The organism is Acidovorax sp. SRB_14 (assembly GCF_012932145.1).
Lineage (GTDB): Bacteria > Pseudomonadota > Gammaproteobacteria > Burkholderiales > Burkholderiaceae_C > Simplicispira.
Genome location: NZ_MWOK01000015.1, coordinates 77,270 through 95,308, shown reverse-complemented (window position 1 = coordinate 95,308; position 18,039 = coordinate 77,270). Strand labels below are relative to the sequence as shown.

The window sequence follows — 18,039 nt, the reverse complement described above, 5'->3', positions numbered from 1 at the left end:
CTCGAACTCTCGACCTCAACCTTGGCAAGGTTGCGCTCTACCAACTGAGCTATTCCCGCATTTCACCACAGCCTCACATTGTACAACGTTTGCTGCAATGAAGGTATTGTAGCGCAATTTTAAGGGTGCGCCACAAAAATCTTCAGTGCTGGACGGCCACCGTGGCCACGGGCTTATCGGCCGCTGCGGGCACGGGTACCGCAGCCGCTTCTTCGTCGGTCAATGGGACGGGCTTGCGCTCCAGGGCCAGCTCCAGCACCTGGTCGATCCACTTCACCGGCACGATGACCAACCCGCTCTTCACGTTGGCCGGAATTTCTTGAAGATCCTTGATGTTTTCCTGCGGGATCAACACCGTCTTGATACCACCGCGCAGCGCCGCCAGCAGCTTCTCCTTGAGCCCGCCAATGGCCGTGATTTCACCCCGCAGCGTGATCTCTCCGGTCATGGCCACATCGCCGCGCACCGGAATACCGGTGAGCGCAGACACCAGCGCCGTGGCCATCGCGGCCCCTGCGCTGGGACCATCCTTGGGCGTGGCGCCGTCGGGCACGTGCACATGGACGTCCTTCTTCTCAAACGCCTCGTCCTTGATACCCAACATCCGTGCCCGGCTGCGCACCACCGTGCGCGCGGCCTCAACGGACTCCTTCATGACATCGCCCAGCGACCCGGTGCGCGTGATGACGCCCTTGCCCGGCATGGTCACGGCCTCGATGGTCAGCAGGTCGCCGCCGACCTCGGTCCACGCCAGTCCCACCACCTGTCCGACCTGGTTTTGCTGCTCGGCCAGACCGTAGGTGTATTTGCGCACCCCGAGAAAATCGGGCAGGTTGTCCGCAGTCACGACGACCTGCGGCGCCAGCTTGCCCAGCAGCAGTGCCTTGACGACCTTGCGGCAGATCTTGGAGAGATCGCGTTCCAGCGCACGCACGCCGGCTTCTCGCGTGTAGTAGCGCACGATGTCCCGCACCGCGGGCTCGGTGACCTGCAGTTCGCCTTCTTTCACGCCGTTGTTCTTGAGCTGCTTGGGCAGCAGGTACTTCATGGCGATGTTGGTTTTCTCGTCCTCGGTGTAGCCCGAAAGGCGAATCACCTCCATGCGGTCGAGCAATGCCGGCGGAATGTTCATGGAGTTCGACGTCGCCACAAACATCACATCGCTGAGGTCAAAGTCCACTTCCACATAGTGGTCGCCAAACGTGTGGTTTTGCTCGGGGTCCAACACCTCCAGCAAGGCGCTCGAGGGATCCCCCCGAAAATCCATGCCGAGCTTGTCGATCTCGTCGAGCAGGAACAGCGGATTGCGCGTCCCCACCTTGGCGAGGCTTTGCAGCACCTTGCCAGGCATGGCGCCGATGTAGGTGCGGCGGTGTCCGCGGATCTCGGCCTCATCGCGCATGCCGCCCAACGCCACGCGCACGTATTTGCGTCCGGTGGCCTTGGCAATGGACTGCCCCAGCGAGGTCTTGCCCACGCCGGGCGGGCCCACCAGGCACAGGATGGGTGCCTTGACCTTGTCCACACGCTGCTGCACGGCAAGGTATTCGAGGATGCGGTCCTTGACCTTGTCGAGACCGTAGTGGTCCTCGTTGAGCACCACTTCGGCATTGCCCAGATCGTGCTTGATCTTGGTCTTCTTGCTCCACGGCAGCGACACGAGCACATCGATGTAATTGCGCACCACCGTCGCTTCGGCCGACATCGGCGACATCAGCTTGAGCTTCTTGAGTTCGGCATCGGCCTTCTTGCGCGCCTCGGCCGGCATCTTGGCCAGCTTGATCTTCTTTTCGACCTCTTCAATGTCCGCGCCCTCTTCGCCTTCGCCCAGCTCCTTCTGGATGGCCTTGACCTGCTCGTTGAGGTAGAAGTCGCGCTGGTTCTTCTCCATCTGGCGCTTGACGCGGCCCCGGATCTTCTTGTCGACATTCAGGATGTCGACTTCGCGGTCCAGCTGTTCGAACAGGTTCTCCAGGCGGTCCTTCACATCGGAGAGGTCCAGCACGGCCTGCTTGTTCTCCAGCTTGAGGGGCAGGTGCGCGGCGATGGTGTCGGCCAGGCGGCCAGGATCGTCGATGCTGGAGATGGACGTCAGGATCTCCGGCGGGATCTTCTTGTTGAGCTTGACGTACTGGTCGAACTGCTGCATCACAGCGCGGCGCAGCGCTTCGATTTCGCTCGGTTTGTGCGACTCCTCCGTCGCCTCGACCGGCGTCACCGTGGCGGTGAAATGTGTCTGCGCATCCTCAATGGCGTCGACGCGTGCGCGCTGCTGCCCCTCGACCAGCACCTTCACGGTGCCGTCGGGCAGCTTGAGCATTTGCAGGATGGTGGAGACGCAGCCGACATCGAACATGTCCTCGACCGAGGGCTCATCCTTGGCAGCGGCCTTCTGGGCCACGAGCATGATGCGGCGATCGGACTCCATCGCCAGCTCCAGCGCCTTGATACTCTTGGGCCGACCCACAAACAGCGGGATGACCATATGGGGGAATACAACCACATCGCGCAGCGGCAGCAGCGGCAGCTCAATGGGCGTGGCGGGCAAGGGGGTGTGTCCGGACATGGAAATCCTCGTAAAACTGAATGGAATATGGTCCGTCAGCGGAAATTTTCAACCCGCCGGCACATCCGCGCCGACGCCAGGGTTGCTGAGCGCACGGCCAGCGCCGCGCCCTTGACAAGGCCTCAGGCCTTTTTTGCCGCCTCGCGGTACACCAACAGTGGCGGCTTGTTGTCGTCGATGGTGGACTCGTCCACCACGACCTTTTCCACATTCGTGGCATTGGGCAGATCGAACATGGTGCCGATCAGCGACTGCTCCAGGATGGAGCGCAGCCCGCGCGCACCGGTCTTGCGGACCAGCGCCTTGCGTGCAATGGCTTTGAGCGCGGCAGGCCGGATCTCGAGCTCGGCGCCTTCCATGGCCAGCAATTTGCTGTACTGCTTGACCAGCGCATTCTTCGGCTCGGTCAGGATCTGCACCAAAGCGTCCTCGCTGAGCTCGGCCAGCGCCGTGACCACGGGCATGCGCCCGACCAGTTCCGGGATCAGACCGAACTTGATCAGGTCTTCGGGCTCGATCTCGGTGAAGACGTCGGAGAGCGAGCGTTGCTTCTTGCTCTTGACCGTCGCCCCGAAGCCGATGCCCGACGCCTCCGTGCGGTTTTCGATGACCTTCTCAAGCCCGGCGAAAGCGCCGCCACAGATGAACAGGATATTGGTCGTGTCGATCTGCAGGAAATCCTGGTTCGGGTGCTTGCGCCCGCCCTGCGGGGGCACACTGGCCATGGTGCCTTCGATGAGCTTGAGCAGGGCCTGTTGCACGCCCTCGCCCGACACATCGCGCGTGATGCTGGGGTTGTCCGACTTGCGCGAGATCTTGTCGATTTCGTCGATGTAGACAATGCCGCGCTGCGCACGCTCGACGTCGTAGTTGCAGCTCTGCAGCAACTTTTGCACGATGTTTTCGACATCTTCGCCCACATAGCCGGCTTCGGTCAGCGTGGTGGCGTCGGCCATGACGAACGGCACGTCGAGCATGCGTGCCAGCGTCTGCGCCAGCAGCGTCTTGCCGGAGCCGGTGGGGCCGATCAGCAGGATATTGCTCTTGGACAGCTCAACATCGTCCTTGTGCGCCTTGTCCTTGTGGCGCAGGCGCTTGTAGTGGTTGTACACCGCCACGGCCAGGGTGCGCTTGGCCTGCTCCTGGCCAATGACATAGCCGTCGAGGTTGGCCTTGATCTCGGCGGGCGTGGGCAGATCGCCGCGTCCATCGCGACCCGCCTCGCCCGCAGGCACCTCGTCGCGGATGATCTCGTTGCACAGGTCAATGCACTCGTCGCAGATAAAAACCGACGGGCCGGCGATCAGCTTCTTTACCTCGTGCTGGCTCTTGCCGCAGAAAGAGCAGTAAAGGGTTTTTTCGCTGGGAGAGCCTTTTTTATCGGCCATGGAAACAATGCCTTGTATAGCTAGGGGAAGTGGTCTGGATGATAACCAATGGGAAACGGCGCTTTCCCGCACGGGAAAACGCCGTACCCGGGCGCGGCTGCGCTCAGGAACGCTTGGCGATCACCTGGTCGATGAGCCCATAGTCCTTTGCCTCATCGGCCGTGAGGAAGTAGTCGCGCTCGGTGTCGCGCTGGATTTTTTCCAGCGGCTGGCCGGTGCGTTCGGCCAGGATGCGGTTCATCTGGTCCTTGGTGCGCAGGATATCGCGCGCATGGATTTCGATGTCGGTGGCTTGGCCGCGTGCGCCGCCCAGCACCTGGTGGATCATGACCTTGGAATTGGGCAGCGAAAAACGCTTGCCCTTGGCTCCGGCGGCCAGCAGGAAGGCGCCCATGCTCGCGGCAAAGCCGCAGCACAGCGTGGACACGTCGGGCTTGATGAACTGCATGGTGTCATAGATCGCCATGCCAGCCGTGACGCTACCGCCGGGCGAATTGATATAGAAGGAAATGTCCTTTTCGGGGTTTTCGCTTTCCAGGAACAGCAGCTGTGCCACCACCAGGTTGGCGGTCTGGTCATTGACCTCGCCCACCAGAAAGATCACGCGCTCCTTGAGCAGGCGCGAATAAATGTCGTACGACCGCTCGCCGCGGCCCGACTGCTCGATGACCATTGGGACCATGCCCAAACCTTGTGTTTCCAGTGCGCTCATGTTTTCTCCAGTCAGGCGGGTACTGTACCCAGAAACGAATTGGGGCTTGTGCGCCAAAGCACAAGCCCCCGGATGCTGTAGCGGGTCAAGTGCCCTGAAGGCGCTTGACCGTCCAGGCTGGGCGATCAGCCCTGGCCCATCAACTCGTCAAACGACACGGCCTTGTCGGTCACCTTGGCCTTGCCCAGCACGAAGTCGGCCACGTTGTTTTCAATGACCACGGCCTCGACTTCGGCCAGACGCTGGCGGTCACCGAAGTACCAGCGCACCACGTCTTCGGGCTTCTCATAGCTGGCGGCCAGCTCGTCGATGTGGGCCTTGAGCTGCTCGGGCTTGGCGTGCAGTTCGTTGGCGCGGACCAGCTCGGCCACCACAAGGCCCAGGCGCACGCGGCGCTCGGCCTGGGGACGGAAGATGTCGGCAGGGATTTCGGCCTTGTCGGCGTCCTTGACACCGCGCTGCTTGAGGTCGGCGCGGGCCGCTTCCGTCAGGCGTTCGATCTCGGCCTGCACGCTGGCGTTGGGCAGGTCCAGCTCGGCCTTGGTCAGCAGCGCGTCCATCACGGCCTGCTTGTTGCGGGCCAGCAGACGGAATTTGACTTCGCGGTCCAGGTTCTTCTTGATGTCGGTGCGCAGGCCGTCGACGGTGCCGTCGGCAATGCCGAGCGACTTGGCCAGGGCGTCGTTGACTTCGGGCAGGTGGGCCGCTTCGATTTTGTTGACCGTGACGAGGAAGTCGGCCGTCTTGCCGGCCACGTCCTTGCCGTGGTAGTCCTCGGGGAATGCCAGCGGGAAGGTCTTGCTTTCGCCGACCTTCATGCCGCGCACGGCGTCCTCGAACTCCTTGAGCATCTGGCCTTCGCCGATCAGGAACTGGAAGCCTTCGGCCTTGCCGCCTTCGAAGGGCTCGCCGTCGAGCTTGCCTTCAAAGTCGACGGTCACGCGGTCGCCGTCCTGCGCTGCGGCGTCGATGGCGCGCTGGGCAAAGCTGCGGCGCTGCTTGCGCAGGATGTCGATGGTCTTGTCGATGGCGCCGTCGGTCACTTCCGAGCTCAGCTTCTCGACTTCGGCATCGGCCAGGTCGGCAATCTTGACTTCGGGGAACACTTCGAACACGGCGTCAAAGGTGACTTCGCCTTCGGGCGCGCCGTCTTTCTCGGTGATGCGTGGCTGGCCGGCCACGCGCAGATTGGCTTCGTTGGCTGCGGCGGCAAACGCCTCGCCCACCTTGTCGTTGAGCACCTCGTACTGCACCGAATAGCCATAGCGCTCGGACACCACCTTCATGGGCACCTTGCCGGGACGGAAACCGTCCATCTTCACGGTGCGCGCCAAACGCTTGAGGCGCGAATCCACCTCGGTCTGGATAGTGGCGAGGGGCAGGCTCAGCGTGATCTTGCGCTCGAGCTTTTCAAGGGTTTCAACGGTAACGGCCATGGCTATTCCTAGTGTTTAGTCACACGTGCCGGCCAGCTGTGCAGCGGCGCCGTGTTGGGCAAAGTTTCACATGGGGTGGTGCGCGGAGCCGGACTCGAACCGGCACACCATTGCTGGCGTCAGGACCTAAACCTGGTGCGTCTACCAATTTCGCCACCCGCGCGGTCTACAAACAAACAGGCGACAGCCAAAGTCTGCCGCCCGGATGAAACTGATTAACTCGCGATTTTACCCTGTTGCGACGGCCCTCAAACGTCGGGCTGGGGGCGGCGCACGCGGAACCAGGCCGCGTACATGGCCGGCAGGGCCAGCAGCGTGAGCACGGTGGCCACCACCAGCCCGCCCATGATGGCCACGGCCATCGGCCCCCAGAAGACGCTGCGCGACAGCGGGATCATGGCCAGCACCGCGGCAGCCGCGGTGAGCACGATGGGGCGCAGGCGGCGCACCGCCGACTCGACGATCGCGTCCCAGGCCGGCGCGCCGCGCGCCCGGTCCTTCTCGATCTGGTCGATCAGGATCACCGAATTGCGCTGGATCATGCCCATGAGCGCAATCACGCCCAGGAGCGCCACGAAGCCGAACGGCCGCCCCAGCAGCAGCAGCGCGCCCGCCACCCCGGCAATGCCCAGCGGCCCGGTGATGAACACCAGCATGGCACGGCTGAAGCTGTGCAGCTGCAGCATGAGCAGCGTGAACGTGATGAACAGCATGATTGGGACGCCGGCCGCAATCGACGCCGAGCCCTTGGAACTCTCTTCCACCGCGCCCGCCACCTCGATGCGGTAGGCACTGTGGCCCGCGCCGTGCCAGGCAGCCTCGATCTGGCGCAGCTGTGGCAGCAGCGCCTCGGTCACCGTGGCACCTTGCAGGCCCTCGACCACGTCGCCCTGCACGGTGATGGCGTAGTCGCGGTTCTCGCGCCACATCACGCCCGGCTCCCAGGCCAGCACCGGCTTGGCGATCTGCGTGAGCGGAATGGACCGGCCCGAGACCGTGGGCAGGTAGGCGTTGGCGATGTCGGTGATCAGGCGGCGCTCGTCCTCGGGCTGGCGCAGCACGATGTCGATCAGCTTGTCACCCTCGCGGTACTGACCAACCTGCGCCCCCGACTGCATCACCTTCGAGGCCTGGGCGATCGACTGGCTGCTCACGCCCAAAGCGCGCGCCTTGGCCTGGTCGACGTCCAGGCGCAGGACCTTGACCGCCTCGTTCCAGTTGTCGTTCACGCCGCGCATCTGCGGCCAGGCATACAGCGCCTCCTTGACCTCGTCGGCGCGCGCGCGCAGCGCCAGCGGGTCGGGCCCGACCACGCGGAACTGCACTGGGTAGGGCACGGGCGGCCCATTGGGCAGCAGCTTGACACGGCCGCGCACCTCGGGAAATTCGCTGGCCAACAGCGCCGGCAGCTTGACGCGCAGCGTCTCGCGCACCTTCAGGTCCTGCGACAGCACGATGAACTGCGAGACGTTGGTCTGCGGAAACACCTGGTCCAGCGGCAGATAGAAGCGCGGCACGCCCGAACCCACCCAGGTGCTCACGCTGGCCACGCCCGGCTCGGCGCGCAGGCGCGCCTCCACGCGGCGCGTGACCTCTTCGTTGCCGGCGAACGAGGTGCCTTCGGGGAACCACACGTCCACCATGATCTCGGGCCGGCTCGAATCGGGGAAGAACTGCTGCTGCACCCGGCCCATGCCGACGATGCCGAGCGCAAAGATCAGCACCGTGGCGCCAATGGTCAGCCAGCGGTGTTCGACGCACCAGTGAACCGTGCGCCGGAACGCGGTGTAGAACGGGCTGTCGAACACCTCGTGCGGATCGGCCGTGACGCCCTCGGCCGCGCCCGGCCCCGCGGGCAGCGGCTGCACATGGGCCGGCGTCTTGAGCAGCAGCGTGCCCAGATAGGGCACGAAGTACACCGACACGATCCACGACAGCACCAGCGCGATCACCGTCACGGCAAAAATCGCAAAGGTGTATTCGCCCGTCACCGACTTGGCCAGGCCGATCGGCAGAAAGCCTGCCGCCGTGATCAGCGTGCCCGTGAGCATCGGAATGGCGGTGATCTCGTACGCGAAGGTGGCCGCGCGGACCTTGTCGTAGCCCTCCTCCATCTTGCGCACCATCATCTCGACGGCAATGATCGCGTCGTCCACCAGCAGGCCCAGCGCAATGATCAGCGAGCCCAGCGAGATCTTGTGCAGGCCGATGTTCCAGTACCACATGGCCAGGAAGGTGACGGCCAGCACCAGCGGAATGGTGATGCCCACGACCAAGCCCGGGCGCGGGTCGATGTACCAGCGCTTCCACCACGGGTGCTGGCCCGCGCGCTTGTGCAGGCCCAGGGCGACGAAGCTCACCGCCAGCACGATGACCACGGCCTCGATCAGCACCATGACGAACTCATTGACCGAGCGGGCCACCGACTGGGGCTGGTCCTGCACGTTCACCAGGCGCACGCCGGCGGGCAGCTGCTTGCCGATGGCTTCGGTCGTGCGGTGCAGCGCCTTGCCCAGCGCGATGATGTCACCGCCCTTGGCCATGGACACGCCCAGCGCGATCACCTCCTGGCCCTGGTGGCGCACCTTGACGGCAGGCGGATCGACATAGCCGCGCTGCACATCGGCGATGTCGCCCAGGCGCAGTTGGCGCCCCGAGGCGCCGCGGATCGGCATGGCGCGCAGGTCTTCGATGGCGTTGAACTGGCCGGCCACACGCACCTGCACCTGGTCGTGCGGCGTCTGCACCGTGCCCGCGTTCTCGACCGCGTTCTGCTGGCCCAATGCGCTGAGCACCTGGTTCATGTCCAGGCCCAGCTGCGACAGGCGCTTCTGCGAGATCTCGATGAAGAGCTTTTCGTCCTGGACGCCAAACAGGTCGACCTTGGCCACGTCGGGCACGCGCAGCAGCCGCTGGCGCACGTCGTCGGCAAAGTCCCTGACCTCGGCGTTGCTGAAGCCCTCGGCTTCCAGCGCATAGATCACGCCATAGACGTCGCCAAAATCGTCGTTGAAAAACGGCCCCTGCACGCCCTGCGGCAGGGTCAAGCGCATGTCGCCCACCTTCTTGCGCACCGTGTACCAGATGTTGGGCACCTCGCTGGCCCGGGACGAGTCCTTGATCTGGAAGATGATCTGCGACTCGCCCGGCTTGGAGTAGCTGCGGATCTTGTCGGCGTAGGGCACCTCCTGCAGCGTGCGCTCGATCTTGTCGGTGACCTGCTCGGCCACCTGCTGCGCGGTGGCGCCGGGCCAGTAGGTGCGCACCACCATGGCGCGGAAGGTGAAGGGCGGGTCTTCGTCCTGGCCGAGCTGGAAATAGGCGCCCACGCCCATCAGCAGCAGAACGATCATCAGGTAGCGCGTGAGCGCCGGATGGTCGAGCGCCCACCGCGAAATGTTGAAACCGGCCTGGGGTTGCACTGGCGTCATGGTCGGCTCACGGCTGGGATGCGGCGGGGGCAGCGCCGGGAGCGCCCGCAGGCGCTACGCTATCAGGAGCTGAAGACGCTTTACCGGAGGGCGTTTCAGCCCATTTTGGCTGATAAACCGTGACCTTCTGCCCCGGCGCGAGCACATGCACGCCCGTGGCCACCACCTGCATGCCCGGCGCCAGGCCCGCGGCCACCACGGCCGCGTTGCCGTCGGCGCTGGCGATCTGCACGTCCTGCGAGCGCACCGTGCTGGTCGCGGGGTCGTACACCCACACCGCCGTGCCCTGGCCCTGCTGGCGCAGCGCCGTCGTGGGCAGCGTGATCGCCTGCGTGCCAGAGTGGCTGAGCGCCTGCGGCGCGACATAGACCGTGGCGCCCAGGGGCGCCGCCGCAGCCGCGTCGATGGCCACCTTGACCGCATAGGTGCGCGTGACCGGATCGGCGCTGGCCGCCACCTCGCGCACGCGGCCGGCCGTGACCTTGCCGCCCGACCAGGCGCGCACGCCCACCGCCTGGCCGGGCTGGATCTGCGCGACCTTGTCTTCGGGCACAGCGAACACCACGTCGCGCGCGCCGTCCTGGGCGATGCGCACCACCGGCGTGCCGGCCGCCACCACCTGGCCGGGCTCGGCCTCAATCCCCGTCACCACGCCCGAGACATCGGCCACCAGACGCGTGTAGCCGGCCTGGTTGCCCTGGGAGGACGACTGTGCGCGCGCCTGCGCCAGCGTAGCCTGCGCGGCCTTGAGCGTCGCCTCGCGGCGCTGCAGCTCGGCGCCGCTGATGAAGTTCTGGTCTTTCAGCGCGGCATAGCGCTCAAAGTCGGCCGCCGCCAGGTCGCGCTGGGTTTGCGCGGCGCTCACCTGGGCCTGGGCCGCCTGTGCGGCGAGCTGGTAATCCTGCGGATCGAGCTGCGCCAGCACCTGTCCGGCGCGCACGCGCTGGCCCAGCTCGGCCTGCCGCTGCACGATCTTGCCGGCGACGCGAAAGCCCAGGCTCGACTCGACGCGCGCGCGCACCTCGCCCGCATATTCGATCTGCGACTGCAGCGCCCCGACGCCCACGGTGAGCAGCTTGACCGAGCGCACCGGCTCGGGCGACGGCTCGGGCCGCGAGCAGCCGGCCAGTGCCAGGACGGCGGCAGCGCAAACCCAAAACAGCCCCTGGCGGGGCGACGGAAGTGCGTTCAAGGTGCGCATGGCAAATCCAGTGAAAATTACTGACTGACTGGTTAGTAATCTAGGTGATCTCACCCTGGATTGTCAAGCGACAATCGGCGCCGTGACCCCCCAGCCCATCACCCACTACGAAAACTTCCCCGTCGCCTCGCTGCTGTGCCCACCCCAGCTGCGCGCGCCGATTGCCGCCCTCTACGCCTTTGCGCGCACGGCCGACGACATTGCCGACGAGGGCGAGGCGCCCGCGGCCCAGCGCCTGGCCGACCTGGCCGCCTACCGCGCCGACCTGCAGGCGATCGCGGCCGGTGGCGCGCCCTCGGCGCGCTGGGCCGCCGTGTTCACGCCCCTGTCCGCCGTGCTGCGCAGCCACCGCCTGCCGGCGCCGCTGCTCCGCGACCTGCTCAGCGCGTTCGTGCAGGACGTGGAAAAAACCCGCGACGGCGCCGGCTATGCCGACCGCGCCGAACTGCTCGACTATTGCCGCCGCTCGGCCAACCCGGTCGGGCGCCTGCTGCTGCACCTGTACGGCGTGCACGACGCCGAGGCCCTCGAACAGAGCGACGCCATCTGCACCGCGCTGCAGCTCATCAACTTCTGGCAGGACCTGGGCGAGGACATCCCGCGCGGGCGCTTCTACCTGCCAGAGGCCGACTGCGCTGCCCACGGCGTGCGGCGCGCCGACCTGCAAACCCTGCGCAGCACGCCACAGACTACTGAATTGATAGCTGCCAGCACAGTCTGGGCAAGGGCTACCATGCTAAAAGGCTCGAAACTGGTGCACCAGCTGCCCGGCCGCGCCGGCTGGGAGCTGCGCCTGGTGGTCCAGGGCGGCCTGCGCATCCTCGACAAGGTCGATGCGCTGCGCGGCGCCAGCCTGCACACGCGCCCGCGCATCCGCGCCTGGGACGCTCCGCTGATGCTGGCGCGCGCATTCGCCATGTAGCGTCTGCTGCCGCGCCGGCGCGGCGGCTCAGGGGCGCGTTCCGGTGATGTAGTGCTCCATCTGTTCGATGATGAATTTCTGCTCCGAAATGATGTCCTTGACCAGGTCGCCGATCGAGATCATGCCGAGCAGCACGCCGTCTTCCACCACGGGCAGGTGGCGCAGGCGGTTCTCGGTCATCAGCGCCATGCACTCCTCGCTGGTTTGCTGGGGGCCGACGTACATCACCTGCGAGGTCATCACGTCGCGCACCAGCGTCGCGGCCGAGGTGCGGCCCATCAGCGCGATCTTGCGCGCGTAGTCGCGCTCGGTCAGGATGCCGACGATGGTGTCCCCCTCCATCACCAGCAGGGCCCCGATGCGTTTGTCGGCCATGCGCTGGAGCGCATCGAACACCGAGGCAGACGGCGCGATGGAGTGCACGACAGGGTCGGCTTTGGACTTGAGGATTTTGCTCACGGCTGTCATGGGTCGGACCTCCCGGATAAATGTGCACATGCGTGGGACAGTGTCAGTCCACCGGACGCACAGCGCAAGCCATGCGCGGACCGCCACTGTGCACGCGGCCACGGGGCACGGCCGAGCTATGGCAGCGAAACCCCCGGATCCGGCCATGGGATTTTCGCCTCCTTACAATCGGGGAAAACCCTGCATACACCCGCCACCCCGGGCCCGTCTGCCACCGGCGCACCACCCGTGCGCCGCACGCCCGCCGCGCGCACCCCGTGCGGCCTCCGCGCGCAGGGCCACCGAACTTTCCACCCTGCGCCGCCGCCCCGCCCCGCTGCCCCCACCCTGCCGAGCCGCAGGGCGCGCACGGCCGTCGCCCTTCAAGGAACCCCCACCATGATGCAGGCCATCGCCCGCCTGAGCCAGTTTGTCGGCAAGACCTTTGCCCTCTGGACACTGCTGTTCGCAGCCCTCGCCTTCTTCTCCCCCGACACCTTCCGATGGATCGGCCCCTACATCGTGCCGCTGCTGGGCCTGATCATGTTCGGCATGGGCCTGACGCTGTCCAAGGACGACTTCAAGGAGGTCGCCAAGCGCCCTCTGGACGTCGCCATCGGGGTGCTGGGCCAGTTCATCATCATGCCGGGCCTGGCGTGGGGCCTTTCCAAGGCGCTGGACCTGCCGCCCGAAGTGGCGGTGGGCGTGATCCTGGTGGGCTGCTGCCCCGGCGGCACGGCGTCGAACGTGATGACCTACCTGGCGCGCGGCGACGTGGCGCTGTCGGTGGCCATCACCTCGGTGACCACGCTGCTGGCGCCGGTGGTGACGCCCGCGCTGATCTACCTGCTGGCCAGCCAGTGGCTGGAGGTCAGCGCCGCCGCGATGTTCTGGTCCATCGTGCAGGTCGTGGTGCTGCCGATCGCCCTGGGCGTGCTGGCGCAGACGCTGCTGCGCGAGAAGGTCAAGGCCGCCGTGTCCGTGCTGCCCCTGGTGTCGGTGGCCGCCATCGTCGCCATCGTCGCCGCCGTGGTCGCGGGCAACCAGGCCAGGATCGCCACCAGCGGCCTGCTGATCTTTGCCGTGGTCGTGCTGCACAACGGCCTGGGCCTGCTGCTGGGCTACTGGCTGGGCAAGCTCACGGGCATGGACGTGTCCAAGCGCAAGGCGCTGTCGATCGAGGTGGGCATGCAGAACTCGGGCCTCGGCGTGGCCCTGGCCACCGCCCACTTCTCGCCGCTGGCCGCCGTGCCCAGCGCCATCTTCAGCGTCTGGCACAACATTTCGGGGCCGCTGGCGGCCACGCTGTTCCAGCGCCTCCAGAACGCCCCCGCGGCCCCCGCGCCGGCCGAGACGCGCTGAGCGCGGGCCGGGCGGCGGCGCCAGCCGCCCCGCCACCCCGCGGCCGGCGTCTTGCCCGCCGGCCGCTGGCCCTGCTGCAGTGCACGACAATGCCATCCCATCTGCAGCACCACACCTCACTCCCATGGGCATTCGCCACTACCTCAAAGACATCGGCCGCGGCAAGGACGGCGCGCGCGCCCTCAGCCGCGACCAGGCCACCGACCTGATGGGCCAGGTGCTCGACGGCACCGCCAGCGACCTGGAAGTGGGCGCGTTCTGCGTCGCGATGCGCATCAAGGGCGAAACGCCCGAAGAAATGGCGGGCTTTCTCGATGCCGTGCACGAGCGCCTGGAGATGCTGCCCGCCAGCAGCCGCCCGCTGGTGGTGCTGCCCAGCTACAACGGCGCGCGCAAGCTGCCCGTGCTCACGCCGCTGCTGGCGCTGCTGCTGGCGCGCGAAGGCCTGCCCGTGCTCGTGCATGGCACGGCGACCGAGGACCGCAGCGCCCACAGCGCGGACGTGCTGGCCGCGCTCGGCCTGCCCGCCCTGCAGGCCCTCGGCGAGATCGAGCCCGGCCAGGTGGCGTTTGCGCCGACCGCGCTGCTGCTGCCGGGCCTGCAGCGCCTGCTCGAAGTGCGCCGCACGCTGGGCCTGCGCAACAGCGCGCACAGCCTCGTCAAGCTCATGGACCCGCTGGCCCCCGTGGCCGGCGACAGCCTGATCGTGGGCAGCTACACGCACCGCGAATACGCGCAGTCGATGGCCGCCACGATTGCCCTGACCGGCAGCGACGCGCTGCTGCTGCGCGGCACCGAGGGCGAGCCCGTGGCCGACCCGCGCCGCACGCCGCAGATGGACGGCTTTCTGGCCGGACAGCCGCAGCCGTGCCTGCAAGAGGCCCAGGGTGGCCCGCTGACCGCGCTGCCCACGCTGCCCACGGCCATCGACGCGGCGAGCACGGCCGGCTACATCCGCGCCGTGCTCGCCGGCAGCCTGCCGGTGCCCGCGCCGATCGCCCTGCAGGTCGTGCACATCGTGCGCCTGACCGCGCAGATCTGAATGCCGCCCGGCACGGTGCGGCCCGCGCGCGCTGCGCACTCCTGATTCAATAGCTGCTTGCGCAATACCCGCAAGCGCTGGAGCCACTTTTGACCCATTTTTACGATGCCATTGTGATCGGCGCCGGTGCCGCCGGCCTGTTCTGCGCAGCCCAGGCCGGGCAGCGCGGCCTGAAGGTGCTGCTGATCGACCATGCCGACAAAGTCGCCGAGAAGATCCGCATCTCGGGCGGCGGGCGCTGCAACTTCACCAACCGCGACCTGGACCCGGCCGCGCCGCACAAATACTTCGTCGGCCAGAACCCGCAGTTCTGCCGCTCGGCGCTGTCGCGCTACACGCCGCAGGACTTCATTGCACTGCTGCAAAAGCACGGCATCGCCTTCCACGAAAAGCATAAGGGCCAACTGTTTGCCGACCGCTCGGCCGAAGACATCATTGCCATGCTGCTGGCCGAATGCGCCGCCGGCGGCGTCGAGCACTGGCAGCCTTGCAGCGTCAAGAAAGCAGAGTTTTTGGCCGCAAACGCTGACGGAAAAAACGCTGGCAGCTATCAAATCCATACAGACCGCGGGCCGGTGCAGGCGCGCAGCGTGGTCGTGGCCACGGGTGGGCTGTCGATTCCCAAGATCGGCGCCACCGATTTTGGCTACCGGCTGGCGCAGCAGTTCGGCGTGCCGCTCATCGAGCGCCGCCCCGGCCTGGTGCCGCTGACCTTCGACGGCGCCGACTGGGCCCCCTATGCACAGCTGGCCGGGCTGGCGCTGCCCGTGGCCATCAGCACCGGGGCCAAGAAGGCGCGCATGGCCTTCGACGAGGACCTGCTGTTCACGCACCGCGGCCTGTCGGGCCCGGCGGTGCTGCAGATTTCGAGCTACTGGCAGGAGGGCACGCCGCTGGCCATCGACCTCGCGCCCGGCACCGACCTGGGCGCCGCGCTGCTGCAGGCCAAGGCGCGCTCGCGCAAGCGCATCGCCAACGAACTCGCGGCGCTGGTGCCCAGCCGCCTGGCCGACGCCTGGGCCAGCCAGGACGCCGACTGGCAGCGCCCGGTCAACGAAGCCTCGGACAAGGCGCTGGCACGGCTGGCCGAGCGCCTGGCACGCTGGGAGCTCACACCCATGGGCACCGAGGGCTACAAAAAGGCCGAGGTCACGCTGGGCGGCGTGGACACGCGCGCGCTGTCGCAGCAGACCATGGAATGCAAGGCCCAGCCGGGGCTGTACTTCATCGGCGAGGTGGTCGACGTGACGGGCTGGCTCGGCGGCTACAACTTCCAATGGGCCTGGGCCAGCGCCGCGGCCTGCGCGCAGGCCCTGCCGGGCACGCACGCTTGACTTTTCTTGATTTGCACGGTGGCGCCGCTATAATGGCGGGCTTTCCTGGCATGCCCCGTCGGCCAAATACTAGTTACAGACGGGGAAACCGCCGCGCACGGTCTTGAGGCCCGATCTCCCCAAGACCCTCTGCGGGCAACATTTTTGGAAACCATTAGCTAATGACCACCATCCGCGTAAAAGAAAACGAGCCCTTTGACGTCGCCCTGCGCCGCTTCAAGCGCACCATCGAAAAACTCGGCCTGCTGACCGACCTGCGCGCCCGCGAGTTCTACGAAAAGCCCACGGCCGAGCGCAAGCGCAAGAAGGCTGCCGCCGTCAAACGCCACTACAAGCGCGTGCGCAGCATGCAGCTGCCCAAGAAGCTGTACTGATCGCCGGACTCCAAGCCCGCTTGGACTCCCAACCCGCGCTAGGGACGCCAAGCGCGGGTTTTTTGTTTTCAGGGTTTGCAAAAAGCCTCTCTGGCGCTGTTGCAGCGCCTTGCCGTAGCTGAACTACTGTCTGCGGCGCTGCGCCTGGCCAGAAAGGCTTTGTGCAAACCCTCTGCCTCTCCCTTATCCGATAAAGGAAGCCGCCATGAGCCTCAAAGACCAGATCACCGAAGACATGAAGACCGCCATGCGCGCCAAGGACAGCGAGCGCCTGCTGACCATCCGCATGCTGCTGGCCGCCTGCAAGCAAAAGGAAGTCGACGAGCGCGTGGTGCTGGACGACGTGGCCGTGGTCGCCATCGTCGACAAGCTCATCAAGCAGCGCAAGGATTCGATCGCGGCCTTTGAAGGCGCGGGCCGCCAGGACCTGGCCGACAAGGAAAAGGCCGAGATGGCCGTGCTGCAGGCCTACCTGCCCGCCCGCATGTCGGCCGACGAGACCAGCGCTGCCGTCCAGGCGATCGTGGTCGAGCTCGGCGCCAAGGGACCGGGCGACATGGGCAAGGTGATGGGCGTGGTCAAGACGCGCCTGGCCGGCAAGGCCGACATGGGCCAGGTATCCGCTGCCGTGAAGGCGGCGCTGGCCGGCTGACCTTTGCCATCTTATCGATAGCTACCGGCGCTTTGCAGACAAGCGCTGGCGGCTGTTTTCACCCCCAGGCACTCGGCTTCGGGCCGATACCCGCCGTCCTTCCCTCGCCTGCCCCAGCGGCATCCGCCTGCAGCGCACCGCGCCCCGTCCAGTGCGTGCGGAAGTGCTCCTGCAAAAACTCCACGCACACGCGCACCTTGGCCGATCGGTCCAGCCGCGTGGGGTACACCGCCCACACATTGGCCTCCTGCTGCCAGTCGGGCAGCACCTGCACCAGGCGCCCTGCGCACAGGTGCGCGTCCACGTCCCACAGCGAGCGCAGCGCAATGCCGCGCCCGTCCAGCGCCCACTGCACAACCATTTCGCCGTTGTTGGCCGACAGCGGACCGCGCACCTTGACCGTCTCGTCCACCGCGCCGCTGCGCAGCCGCCACACGCCAAACGGATGGTCGCGCTCCTTGATCACCAGGCAGTCGTGGCTGGGCAGCTCCGCCAGGGTGCGCGGCGTGCCGCGGCGCGCCAGGTAGGCGGGCGCCGCGCACAGCACGCGGCGGTTGCCGGCCAGGCGCCGTGCAATCAGGTGCGGCGCAATCTCGTCGCCCACGCGCACGTCCAGGTCGAACCCCTCGCCCGCCACGTCCACCAGCCGGTCGAAGACTTCGAGGCGCACCTGCAGCCCCGGGTGCAGCTCCACCAGCCGCGACAGCGCCGGCGCCACGATCTGCCGCCCAAAGCCAAAGCTGCTGCTCACCCGCAGCTGCCCGCGCGGCTCGCGCCGCGTGATGGCCACGTCCTGCAGCAGCTGGTCCATGTCGTCGAGGATGCGCTGCGCCCAGTGGAACACGCGCTCGCCCTCCTCGGTGACCGCCACGCGCCGCGTGGTGCGGTGCAGCAGCTTCACCGCCAGCTCCTCTTCGAGCAGGCGGATGCGCTTGCTCACATAGGCGGGCGAGACGCCCAGCTCGGCCGCGGCATCGCCAAAACTCGATTTGCGCACCACCACGGTGAACACGCGCAGATCGTCGGTGGCCGGATTTTTATGCACGATGTGTGAAGAATAAGAGCACAGTTGCCGCATTGTATTTTTGGGCGCGTGGCTGAACAATGCAGGCCAGCATCCGTCGTCACAAGCCACCCGCAGCGCGCCGTCCGCGTCCACGCTCTGGCGGCTC

The 18,039-nt window shown here is 66.6% G+C and carries 14 protein-coding genes and 1 tRNA gene; 6 read left to right on the top strand and 9 right to left on the bottom strand.

The window, feature by feature from the left end; genetic code table 11:
* Positions 1–142 precede the first annotated feature (142 nt).
* The 7 genes from lon to B2J86_RS12705 form a co-directional block, all read right to left on the bottom strand.
* A complete protein-coding gene (lon, locus tag B2J86_RS12735; RefSeq protein ID WP_173025784.1) occupies positions 143–2,566 on the bottom strand; it encodes an endopeptidase La in 2,424 nt (807 codons plus the stop codon).
* Between the two features lie 122 nt (positions 2,567–2,688).
* Positions 2,689–3,954, bottom strand: a complete 1,266-nt coding sequence (gene clpX / locus B2J86_RS12730; protein WP_169168749.1) for an ATP-dependent Clp protease ATP-binding subunit ClpX — start codon at positions 3,952–3,954, stop codon at positions 2,689–2,691.
* Between the two features lie 103 nt (positions 3,955–4,057).
* Positions 4,058–4,666 carry an ATP-dependent Clp endopeptidase proteolytic subunit ClpP gene (gene clpP / locus B2J86_RS12725; protein ID WP_169168748.1) on the bottom strand — a complete coding sequence of 203 codons (609 nt, stop codon included), beginning with the start codon at positions 4,664–4,666 and terminating at the stop codon, positions 4,058–4,060.
* Between the two features lie 125 nt (positions 4,667–4,791).
* Positions 4,792–6,102 carry a trigger factor gene (gene tig / locus B2J86_RS12720; protein ID WP_169168747.1) on the bottom strand — a complete coding sequence of 437 codons (1,311 nt, stop codon included), beginning with the start codon at positions 6,100–6,102 and terminating at the stop codon, positions 4,792–4,794.
* Between the two features lie 76 nt (positions 6,103–6,178).
* A tRNA-Leu gene (locus B2J86_RS12715) sits at positions 6,179–6,265 on the bottom strand.
* 85 nt (positions 6,266–6,350) lie between these two features.
* Complete coding sequence (locus tag B2J86_RS12710) at positions 6,351–9,533, bottom strand: efflux RND transporter permease subunit (protein ID WP_173025783.1); 3,183 nt, start codon at positions 9,531–9,533, stop codon at positions 6,351–6,353.
* A gap of 7 nt (positions 9,534–9,540) precedes the next feature.
* Positions 9,541–10,734 carry an efflux RND transporter periplasmic adaptor subunit gene (locus tag B2J86_RS12705; RefSeq protein WP_173025782.1) on the bottom strand — a complete coding sequence of 398 codons (1,194 nt, stop codon included), beginning with the start codon at positions 10,732–10,734 and terminating at the stop codon, positions 9,541–9,543.
* Between the two features lie 55 nt (positions 10,735–10,789).
* Between B2J86_RS12705 and hpnC the strand changes: the two genes are divergently transcribed.
* Positions 10,790–11,656, top strand: a complete 867-nt coding sequence (gene hpnC / locus B2J86_RS12700; protein WP_216842389.1) for a squalene synthase HpnC — start codon at positions 10,790–10,792, stop codon at positions 11,654–11,656.
* Positions 11,657–11,683: 27 nt separating this feature from the next.
* Here the strand turns inward: hpnC and B2J86_RS12695 are convergent, their stop codons facing one another.
* Positions 11,684–12,124 carry a CBS domain-containing protein gene (locus tag B2J86_RS12695; RefSeq protein WP_169168744.1) on the bottom strand — a complete coding sequence of 147 codons (441 nt, stop codon included), beginning with the start codon at positions 12,122–12,124 and terminating at the stop codon, positions 11,684–11,686.
* Between the two features lie 381 nt (positions 12,125–12,505).
* On the opposite strand from B2J86_RS12695, the gene B2J86_RS12690 reads away from it, so the two are divergent.
* From B2J86_RS12690 to B2J86_RS12670, 5 genes are all read left to right on the top strand, one after another.
* Entirely contained in the window at positions 12,506–13,465 is a 960-nt protein-coding gene (locus tag B2J86_RS12690) for a bile acid:sodium symporter family protein (protein WP_169168793.1), read from the top strand.
* A 124-nt stretch (positions 13,466–13,589) separates the two neighbouring features.
* On the top strand, positions 13,590–14,507 hold the full coding sequence (gene ybiB / locus B2J86_RS12685; protein ID WP_169168743.1) for a DNA-binding protein YbiB: 918 nt from the start codon (positions 13,590–13,592) through the stop codon (positions 14,505–14,507).
* A gap of 89 nt (positions 14,508–14,596) precedes the next feature.
* On the top strand, positions 14,597–15,841 hold the full coding sequence (locus tag B2J86_RS12680) for an NAD(P)/FAD-dependent oxidoreductase (RefSeq protein WP_254068088.1): 1,245 nt from the start codon (positions 14,597–14,599) through the stop codon (positions 15,839–15,841).
* Between the two features lie 161 nt (positions 15,842–16,002).
* The gene (gene rpsU, locus B2J86_RS12675; RefSeq protein WP_007833691.1) at positions 16,003–16,215 is read left to right on the top strand and encodes a 30S ribosomal protein S21; all 213 of its coding nucleotides are present in this window, start codon (positions 16,003–16,005) and stop codon (positions 16,213–16,215) included.
* 205 nt (positions 16,216–16,420) lie between these two features.
* Positions 16,421–16,867 (top strand): GatB/YqeY domain-containing protein, encoded by a 447-nt coding sequence (locus tag B2J86_RS12670; RefSeq protein WP_173025781.1) that lies wholly within the window; start codon positions 16,421–16,423, stop codon positions 16,865–16,867.
* A gap of 58 nt (positions 16,868–16,925) precedes the next feature.
* Here B2J86_RS12670 and B2J86_RS12665 read toward each other — a convergent pair whose 3' ends face one another.
* Entirely contained in the window at positions 16,926–17,912 is a 987-nt protein-coding gene (locus tag B2J86_RS12665) for a LysR substrate-binding domain-containing protein (RefSeq protein ID WP_371736503.1), read from the bottom strand.
* Between the last annotated feature and the right edge of the window lie 127 nt (positions 17,913–18,039).